This window comes from Ramlibacter sp., assembly GCF_036676645.1.
Taxonomy (GTDB): Bacteria; Pseudomonadota; Gammaproteobacteria; order Burkholderiales; family Burkholderiaceae_C; genus Ramlibacter.
This window is the reverse complement of sequence record NZ_JAKFCM010000106.1, coordinates 1-8,077: the sequence shown is the minus strand read 5'-3', so window position 1 is coordinate 8,077 and position 8,077 is coordinate 1. Positions and strand designations below refer to the sequence as shown.

Genomic DNA, 8,077 nt, shown 5'->3' with positions numbered 1-8,077 from the left:
GCCGCCGGGGCGCCCGCCAGCACCAGGGCGGCCTGCGGGCGCCGGCGCGCGGGCAGCCACGCCGGCCAGCGCCCGCCCGGCGCGTCCGCGCGTGCAGCCAGGGGCGCCTCCTGGCCGGGCGGCACTTCGACGCCCTGCAGGCTGTCGCCGCGCGCCGTAGTGAGCAGCGTGAAGGTCTCGCCGGCCCGCGCCGGCACGGCGCCGCCGGAGGCCTGCCTGAGCACCGTCAGGACCGGATGGGCCCCCTCCCCCGGCGCGCCGCCGATCGCAAGCAGCACGCGCGCCGGCCGCACGCGGCCCAGCAGCGGCGTGAAGTAGGGATCGCCCAAATCCAGCGTCAGGGCGCCGGCCAGCCAGCGCTGGCGCCAGGCCGCCCACAGCGCCAGCAGAGCCCGCGGCAGGACCACCAGCAGCCCCAGCAGGCCCATGTACAGGAACACCCAGCGGCGCGCCTCGGCCCGGCCCACGCCCTCGCCGGAGCCGAAGTGCAGGCGGGCCAGTTCATCCAGGCTGAACGGCGCCATCCCGGTGACCGCGGCCACCGGCGCGAACAGGAACTGCAGGAAGGCGTGCACCTGCGCCAGGTCCAGCAGGGTGCTCTCCCAGCCGATGCGGTACTCGCGCACCAGCCCGCCGATGGCGATCGAAGCCGCCACCCCGATCGCCCAGGCGGCCGCCGAGGTGTGCAGGATGCGCCGCCAGCGCTGGCCCTCCAGCGCGCCCGCGACGCGCCACCACTGCAGGCGGAAGCGGCGCGCCACGTGCTGCGCGATGCCGCCGCGCGGGCGCTCGACCAGCGCTTCCAGGTGGCGCGCCCAGCGGCCCGGCTCGGGGGGGCGCCGGCGGGGCCGGAACGCCGCCAGCGCCAGCAGCAGGTAGACCGCCAGGTTCCACAGCAGGAAGGCCAGCAGCGGCGGCGACAGCAGGTTGACCTGCTTGGGGTTGTCGATGCGTTCGATCAGTGCGCCGGCCAGCAGCGCCGCCACCGGCAGGCCCCAGGCCACCCACGCCTGCCAGGCCGGCGGCTGCTGCAGGGCGGCCAGCCGCGGCTGGCGGTGCTCCAGCAAGGCGCCCAGGCGGGCGGCCCGGTCGAGCAGCCAGGCCTTGGCATCCAGCGCCTCGCCGCGTGCCGGGTCGCCGGTGGCGGCCAGCGCCTCGCGGTCGGCCTGCTCGCGCTCGGCCGCGCCGACCAGCTTGCCCTGCGGGTCCGCCGCCTCCAGCGCCTGCGCCAGCACCAGCCGGCGCGCCTGCGCCTCGTTGACGCGGATCGGTTCGGTGGGGGTGGCGGGGCGGTGCAAGCTGCCGATTCTAGGAAGTCGCTCGCACGGAAGGATTCCGGGCTCGCGCCGGCACCCGTCATGTCCTTGCGGCCTCGAGGAGCCGCGATCCATCTCCCGCCCTTTGAACACGCGCAGGCGGCGGCTGTAGGGGATCCCGGCTTGGCCGGGCCGACCTGCAGGCTCAGTGCTTGCCCTTTTCCTCGGCGAGCCGGCGCGCCTCGCGCATCACGACCACGCTGGGCTGCTTCTCGAAGGGCGTGGGCGGCAGGCCGATCAGCGCCTGCAGGTAGGCGTGCGCCCGGTTCATGTCGGCGCCGATCATGGCCAGGGCGACCTCATGGTCGGGCTGATGCTGGGCAATCTCGAGGTACGCCGCGCGAAAACGCGCATAGTCCGCTTCGGCCCTTGCCACCCGACGCTGCACCGCCTGCATGTTGGCGTACTCTTCGCGTGTGTAGCGCATGCAGGCCATGCTAGGCCGCGACCGCGCGGCAAAGTGCAACCGCCGTGAAACATCACACGAACGGTTGCAACGGTGTGAAGGCCGTCACGTGACCCGTGCGATGGTGCGGTGCCGCTGCGGGTCCGGGCGCCCAGCCGGTGCCGGACCCGGCCGTGAATGCGCAGTGCCGCGCCACGGTCAGCGGGTGCTGCGCGAGAGCACGCCTTCGAGCGCTGCCAGGTCGACCGGCTTGGTCAGGTGCGCGTCGAACCCGGCCTCGGCCGTGCGCTGGCGGTCGCCTTCGGCGCCCCAGCCGGTCAGGGCGGCAATGAAGACGCTGCCCATGCGCGGGTCCCGGCGCAGGCGGCGCGCCACCTCGAAGCCGTCCATCACCGGCAGCCCGAGGTCGAGCAGCACCACGTCCGGCTGGAAGCTGGCCGCCCGCTCGAGCGCCTGTCCGCCGTCGGCGGCACCGCGGACTTCGTGGCCCAGCATGGCCAGCAGGGTCAGCAGCGTTTCGAGTCCGTCGGGGTTGTCCTCCACCACCAGCACGCGGCGCGTGCCGGGCGAATCGACGGGCTGGGGCGGCTGCGCCGCGGCCGGCGCGGGCACTGCAGCTTCCCGGGGCGAGGGAGGAGGCGCGGGGGCATGCGGCCCACCCATGTCGGATATCGAATCCTGGAACATGTACATCCGTAACGAATGATGCCACGCAGCGCGGCTCATCAGGCGCCGGGAAACGGCGTTCCAGAGAGCGCTCTCCAGACCTTCCCCGGCAACGCCGGCAGCGTCAAGGCCCATCGCCGCTTCGCCGTGGCGTGCCTCCAACTCGACCGCAGCCCGGGGATGAAAAAGGGCCGCATCGCTGCGGCCCCTGGCGGCAAGTCGCGCGCCTGCGATCAGGCGGCCGGCTGCAGGCCCATGCGCGAATTGAAGGACCAGCAGGCTGCTTCGAAGCTGCGGATCTCGTGCAGCGCCTCGCGCAGGCTCATCTCGCCGCGTTCCATCAGCTTGCCGGCCAGGTGCTCGGTCAGGGGCTTTTGCCGCAGCAGCAGCGACTTGGTCTCGCTGTACAGGCGCTCGCTCTGTGCCTCCATGATGCTGCGCGTCTCCTCGTCGATCTGGCGGCCGCCCTGGCCCTCGTTGGCCAGCGCGCCGAAGTTCAGGCGGGTCTTGCGGTACATGCCCATTTCGGCCACTGCGTGGTGCAGCAGCTTGGTCACGCGCGTGATGTCGTTGTGGGCGCCGTTGGTGGTGCCCTCCTCGCCGAAGAACAGCTCCTCGTTGGCCATGCCGCCCAGCAGCACGCGCACGTCGTGCTCGATGTCGGACTTGGTCTTGAGCAGGTTGGCGCCCTGCTTGTGGAACACGAAGCCCAGCGCGTTGTTGCGCGGGTTGGCCTTGAGCGAGATCTTGATGGTCTTCATGTCGGCCAGGATGGCGTCCCAGTCGCCGCCGGCCTTCCTGCGCTCCTGCTCGAAGTCGACCAGGAAGTGGCCCCACTCGTGGATGGCGATCACGCGGCGGTCGCGCTCGCGCTCCTTGGTGGCGCTGGCATTGACGTTGCCCACCAGCACGCGCTCGGCCGCCTGCATCAGCGTGTCGGTGCCGATCATCATGCCGGCCTGCACCGCGGTGATGCCGGCCTGGTTGACGATGGTCTCCAGGTCGGCCGGGCTGCGGCCCTCGGTGATCTCCACCAGGTGGCGCAGGTCCAGCTCCGCAAGCACCTTCTCGGCGCGCTGCGACAGGTAGTGCTCGATGATCGCCTGGCGCTCCTCGCCGTTGGGCATGCGGAAGTCCACCTTCATCTGGAAGCGGCGCAGCATGGCTTCGTCCATCTGCATCTGCTCGCTGTTGAAGTTGGACGCGACGATCCAGATGATTTCGGCGTCGTTCTTGGTGCGCACGCCGTCCAGCACCGCCAGCAGCATGTTCTGGGTGTCGTCGTCGAACTTGCGGTGGCCGCCGCGCTTCATGAACAGGTCCTGCGCCTCGTCCAGGAACACGATGCAGCGCTTGCGCCGCTTGGCCATGGACACGATGCGCGACAGCGTGTTGGCGCCGCCGCCCACGTAGCCGGTCTCCAGGTTGACGGCCGAGTGGAACAGGATCGGCAGGTTCAGTTCCTTGGCCAGGTAGCTGGCCAGCTTGGTCTTGCCGGTCCCGGCCGGGCCGCTGAACATGACGTTGAACGGCTTGTTGATGCCGTACTCGGCGTACTCCGCGCGCCGCATGTACTGGTCCTTGATCTGGGCGACCTCGGACTTGATGTCGTCCATGCCGACCAGGTCGGACAGCGAGCCGCTCACCTGGGACGGCTCGATGAACTTGAGCGACTTGAACTGGCCCTTGAGCTGGAAGGCCAGGAAGCCCAGCAGCCCGAGCGTCAGCGCGGCCGACAGCACGCCGGACACGCCGGCCTTCCAGGCATCCTTCTCCGACTGCGGGCGGGCGCCGGCAAAGCCCTGGTCCAGGCGCTCCAGGATCTTCAGGCTGGCCTCGTTGAGGTCCGAGCGCGGCACGAAGCTGAGCTTGCCGCTCCACGGAGCCGTCACGGCCTGGTCCGTGAAGATCTTGGTCTCCATGTCGGACGGGTAGTAGGCGAATTGCTTGCCGGCCGACGCCACCAGCACGACGCGCTCGGAGACGTTCCACATCAGCGGCTTGTAGACCACCGTGATGCGCTCGACCGGGTTGGCCTGCACGAAGCCCAGCAGCGAGCCGGTGCCGAACACCACCGGCTTGCTCTCGTCGAAGGCGGCGACTCGGTCGGCCTGCGCCATCGCCTTGACCTCGGCCGCCATGGCGGCCTGCTTCTGCATCAGCACGAAGGAGTAGATCCCCGTGACCGGGATCATCAGGACGACGGCTGCCACCAGCAGCTTGACGGCTGCGCTCTGGATGACGAACCAGTCCGAAACCCGAGCCGCCGCCTTCTTGATCGACAGCCAGAGGCCGCCGGAAGGCTGCTCGTCCTTGCCGAACTCGGGAGCGGGATGGGAACTGACGGATAAATCAGACATGCGAGTCCTCTCTTGTCGGTCCAATCCTACAGAGAGGGGTTTTTCGGCGTAAGCGAAATCGGCCACCGGGGCGTCACAGCCGCCCTCATCGTGACTTATGCACGCGCGAAAAAAGGGGCTGGCCGGTCCGTCGCGCACCGCAGCTGGACCATTGCTCCGCCCCGCCCGCAACGCGCTTGCAACGGTCGGGTCCGCAGCCGCTGCGCGCAGGCTCTGCGGGAGGAACCCGGAGGTGTCGATTGCATCGAACCGTGCAGCCGGGTTTTTTTTCAAGTTTCTTCCCCCGGCTCTTTCGTCCCCCTGCCGCCTCGACGGCCGGGGGACTTTTTCTTGCCTCGGCACGCCCGTTACAAGCAGTAGGCCACGGCCTACGATGTAACAGCGCCCGCTCCCAGTGCGGTGCGCCGCCGCGCTTCCTAGCATCGCCTCCTCGCCGCGCCACAGCGGCACTGTCAAGGGAGGAACGCATGTCGCAGGCCGGTTGGTTGTCCAGCCTATCGCCCGCCCCCGTCCTGGACGGCCTCGCGCCGCCGGTCCGCGGGCTGTTCCAGTCGCCGCAACCGCGCCGCACGCCGCGGCGCCGGCTCCACGAGGGCCACGGGCAGCCGGTGCTCCTGTTCCCGCGCGAGGGCACGGGCCCGGAGAGCACCGCCCCGCTGCATCGCACGCTGCAACAGGCCGGCTTCCGGCCGCTCGACTGGGGCTTCGGCGTGGACCAGGGCCCGCGCGGGATGGGGCTGGCGCGCTGGCTGCGCAAGCTGGAGGACTGCGTGATCGACGCCTTCGAGGCCAGCCAGGCGCCCGTCACCCTGCTGGGCTGGGGCTTGTCGGGCATCTACGCGCGCGAACTGGCCAAGCGGGCCAACCCCCTCGTGCGCCAGGTGATCACGCTGGGCACGCCGTTCAACACCGCGGCCGACCCGCAGCGCCGCTGCCGCGTGTTCGCCCTGCTGGAGGCCGGACCCGAGCGCCTGCCGCTGTCCGTGCGCACGCGGCTGCGCCAGCGCCCGCCGGTGCCGTTCACCTCGATCTACAGCCGGCACGACGGCGTGGTGCGCTGGGAGCAATGCGTGGAGACCGAAACCGCCGAGAGCGAGAACATCGAAGTGCCCGGCGCGCGCCACGAGGAGCTGGCCATGCACCCGAGGGCGCTGGAGGCGATCACGCACCGCCTGGCGCAGCCCGAAGGCCGGTGGCGGCCGTTCGAGGGGGCCGGCTTGCCGCTGTCCTGAGTCTGAGTCGCGCGCGCGTTCGCGTCCCTGCGCAGGCGGGGTGCGCGCGCCGAAGCGGCCGCGGGCGCGTAAGCTCGCGCCGATGCCACACTCATCCGCCGCGCAGCAACGGGGCCATTCGTCCATTCCGGCGGGCTCGTCGACGGCACCCGATGCGGGCGGCTCCCGCCCCGCCCGCGGGCGTTCGCAGCCCGCGGTGAAGCCGGCATGAGCCTGGCCCTGTGGGCTGCCGCGGCCACCGGCGTACAGGTGGGCGCGGCCATCGCCGCGTCCCGGCTGGCCGTCGCCGAAGTGCCGCCGCTGACGCTGGCCATGCTGCGCTATGCGATCGGATTCGCCTGCCTGCTGCCGTTCGCGCTGCGGCCGCTCGCCGCGATGCCACGGCGGGTGCCGGCGCGCGACCTGCTCGCCATGGCGGCACTGGGCGTGGCGCAGTTCGGACTGCTGATCGCACTGCTCAACTTCGGGCTGCAGCGGGTGGCGGCGGCGCCGGCGGCCCTGATCTTCAGCCTGTTCCCGCTGCTCACGCTGGCCCTGGCCGCTGCCATGGGGCGCGAGCGCGCGACCTGGCGGCTGCTCGCCGGGGTGGTCCTGTCGATCGCCGGCGTGGCCTTCACGCTGCTGCCCAAGTGGCAGGCCGCCACGCCGGGCGGCAACTGGTGGGGCGAGCTGGCGGTGCTGGCCGCGGCGGCCACCGGCGCCCTGTGCAGCGTGCTGTACCGGCCGTACCTGCAGCGCTATCCGGTCGTCCCGGTCTCCGCCTTCGCGATGCTGGCCTCGGTGGCGGCGCTGGCCCTGCTGGCGCTGCCGGAGGCCTGGCCGGCCCGGCTGGCGACGTTCAGCCCCGTCGCCTGGGCAGCGATCGCCTTCATCGGCTTGTCCAGCGGCATCGGCTACTTCTGGTGGCTGTATGCGCTCAAGCACGAGTCGCCGACGCGGGTGACCGTGTTCCTGGCGCTCAACCCGGTCACGGCAGCCCTCCTGGGCTGGCTGCTGCTCGGCGAGCAACCTGGCGTCGCCGGCTGGTTCGCCCTGCTGCCGATCGCAGCCGGCCTGTGGCTGGCCGCCACCGGCACCGATAATCGGCGCCCATGAGTTCCCCACCCCCGCCGGCCGAAGTCGCGCCGGCGGCCCCCGTACCGGCACGCCAGCCCAGGCCCGCGTCGCTCACCGATCTCTTCCTGTCCTTCACCTGGCTCGCCCTGCAGGGCTTCGGCGGCGTGCTGGCCGTGGTGCAGCGCGAGCTGGTCGAGCGCAAGCGCTGGATGACGCGGGAGGAATTCGTCGAGGACTGGGCCGTCGCGCAGATCATGCCGGGGCCCAACGTGGTCAACCTGTCCCTGATGATCGGCGCGCGCCACTTCGGGCTGCGCGGCGCGCTGGTGGCGCTGGCCGGCATGCTGGCGGCGCCGCTGGCGGTGGTGCTGGGCCTGGCGCTGCTGCACGCGCGCTTTGCCGATTCGCCGCAGCTGGCCGGCGCGCTGCGCGGCATGGGTGCGGTCGCCGCCGGGCTGATCACCGCCACCGGGTTGAAGCTGCTGCCCACGCTGCGCACGCACCCGCTGGGGCCGGCGGCATGCGCGCTGTTCGGCCTGCTGGGTTTCGTGGCGATCGCCGTGCTGCGATGGCCGCTGCTGGGGGTGCTGCTGGGGCTGGGCGGGCTGTCCTGCCTGCTGACGTGGCGGCGGCTGGGGCGGACCTGAGGGAGGTGCCATGCAGATCGTGATGGCCGCCGCCGACTGGGTGTCCCTGCTGCTGCACTTCATGGTGCTGTCGCTGCTGGCCATCGGCGGCGCGATCACCACGGCCTCCGACATGCAGCGCTTCCTGGTGCAGGACCGCCACTGGCTGACCGATCCGCAGTTCAGCGCGTCCATCGCCATCGCGCAGGCGGCGCCCGGGCCCAACGTGCTGTTCGTCGCGCTGATGGGATGGCAGGTGGGGCTGAACGCCGGCGGCGTCGGGCTCGCGCTGCTCGGGGTGGCCGTCACCCTGTTCGGCATCCTGCTGCCCAGCACCACCCTCACCTACCTGGCCGCCCGGTGGGGCCACCGCAACCGAGACCTGCGCGCCGTGCGCGCCTTCAAGCAGGGCATG

General features: G+C 71.6%; 8 protein-coding genes. 4 read left to right on the top strand and 4 right to left on the bottom strand.

The genetic code is table 11. The features are described 5' to 3' along the window. From V6M57_RS16745 to V6M57_RS16730, 4 genes are all read right to left on the bottom strand, one after another. Positions 1–1,298: DUF2868 domain-containing protein (locus V6M57_RS16745; RefSeq protein ID WP_332816146.1), on the bottom strand; the 1,298-nt coding region annotated here is incomplete at its 3' end. 163 nt (positions 1,299–1,461) lie between these two features. Further along, entirely contained in the window at positions 1,462–1,743 is a 282-nt protein-coding gene (locus tag V6M57_RS16740; protein ID WP_271234461.1) for a hypothetical protein, read from the bottom strand. 177 nt (positions 1,744–1,920) lie between these two features. Then, positions 1,921–2,334: a response regulator gene (locus tag V6M57_RS16735; RefSeq protein ID WP_332816145.1), complete on the bottom strand. Its 414-nt coding sequence runs from the start codon at positions 2,332–2,334 to the stop codon at positions 1,921–1,923. Positions 2,335–2,621: 287 nt separating this feature from the next. Further along, complete coding sequence (locus V6M57_RS16730; RefSeq protein WP_332816144.1) at positions 2,622–4,748, bottom strand: AAA family ATPase; 2,127 nt, start codon at positions 4,746–4,748, stop codon at positions 2,622–2,624. Positions 4,749–5,215: 467 nt separating this feature from the next. On the opposite strand from V6M57_RS16730, the gene V6M57_RS16725 reads away from it, so the two are divergent. From V6M57_RS16725 to V6M57_RS16710, 4 genes are all read left to right on the top strand, one after another. After that, a complete protein-coding gene (locus V6M57_RS16725) occupies positions 5,216–5,980 on the top strand; it encodes an alpha/beta hydrolase (RefSeq protein ID WP_332816143.1) in 765 nt (254 codons plus the stop codon). A 207-nt stretch (positions 5,981–6,187) separates the two neighbouring features. Next, complete coding sequence (locus tag V6M57_RS16720; RefSeq protein ID WP_332816142.1) at positions 6,188–7,075, top strand: DMT family transporter; 888 nt, start codon at positions 6,188–6,190, stop codon at positions 7,073–7,075. Continuing rightward, the gene (locus V6M57_RS16715) at positions 7,072–7,683 is read left to right on the top strand and encodes a chromate transporter (protein ID WP_332816141.1); all 612 of its coding nucleotides are present in this window, start codon (positions 7,072–7,074) and stop codon (positions 7,681–7,683) included. Before V6M57_RS16720 ends, V6M57_RS16715 begins: the two co-directional genes overlap by 4 nt. Positions 7,684–7,693: 10 nt before the next feature. Beyond that, positions 7,694–8,077, top strand: a 384-nt coding sequence (locus V6M57_RS16710; protein WP_332816140.1) for a chromate transporter, incomplete at its 3' end; no start/stop codon positions are given.

Bases quoted from the DNA above. Each gene is read 5' to 3' on its own strand.
- V6M57_RS16720 (WP_332816142.1), top strand. From the start codon at position 6,188: ATGAGCCTGGCCCTGTGGGCTGCCGCGGCCACCGGCGTACAGGTGGGC.
- V6M57_RS16715 (WP_332816141.1), top strand. From the start codon at position 7,072: ATGAGTTCCCCACCCCCGCCGGCCGAAGTCGCGCCGGCGGCCCCCGTA.
- V6M57_RS16740 (WP_271234461.1), bottom strand. From the start codon at position 1,743: ATGCGCTACACACGCGAAGAGTACGCCAACATGCAGGCGGTGCAGCGT.
- V6M57_RS16730 (WP_332816144.1), bottom strand. From the start codon at position 4,748: ATGTCTGATTTATCCGTCAGTTCCCATCCCGCTCCCGAGTTCGGCAAG.
- V6M57_RS16725 (WP_332816143.1), top strand. From the start codon at position 5,216: ATGTCGCAGGCCGGTTGGTTGTCCAGCCTATCGCCCGCCCCCGTCCTG.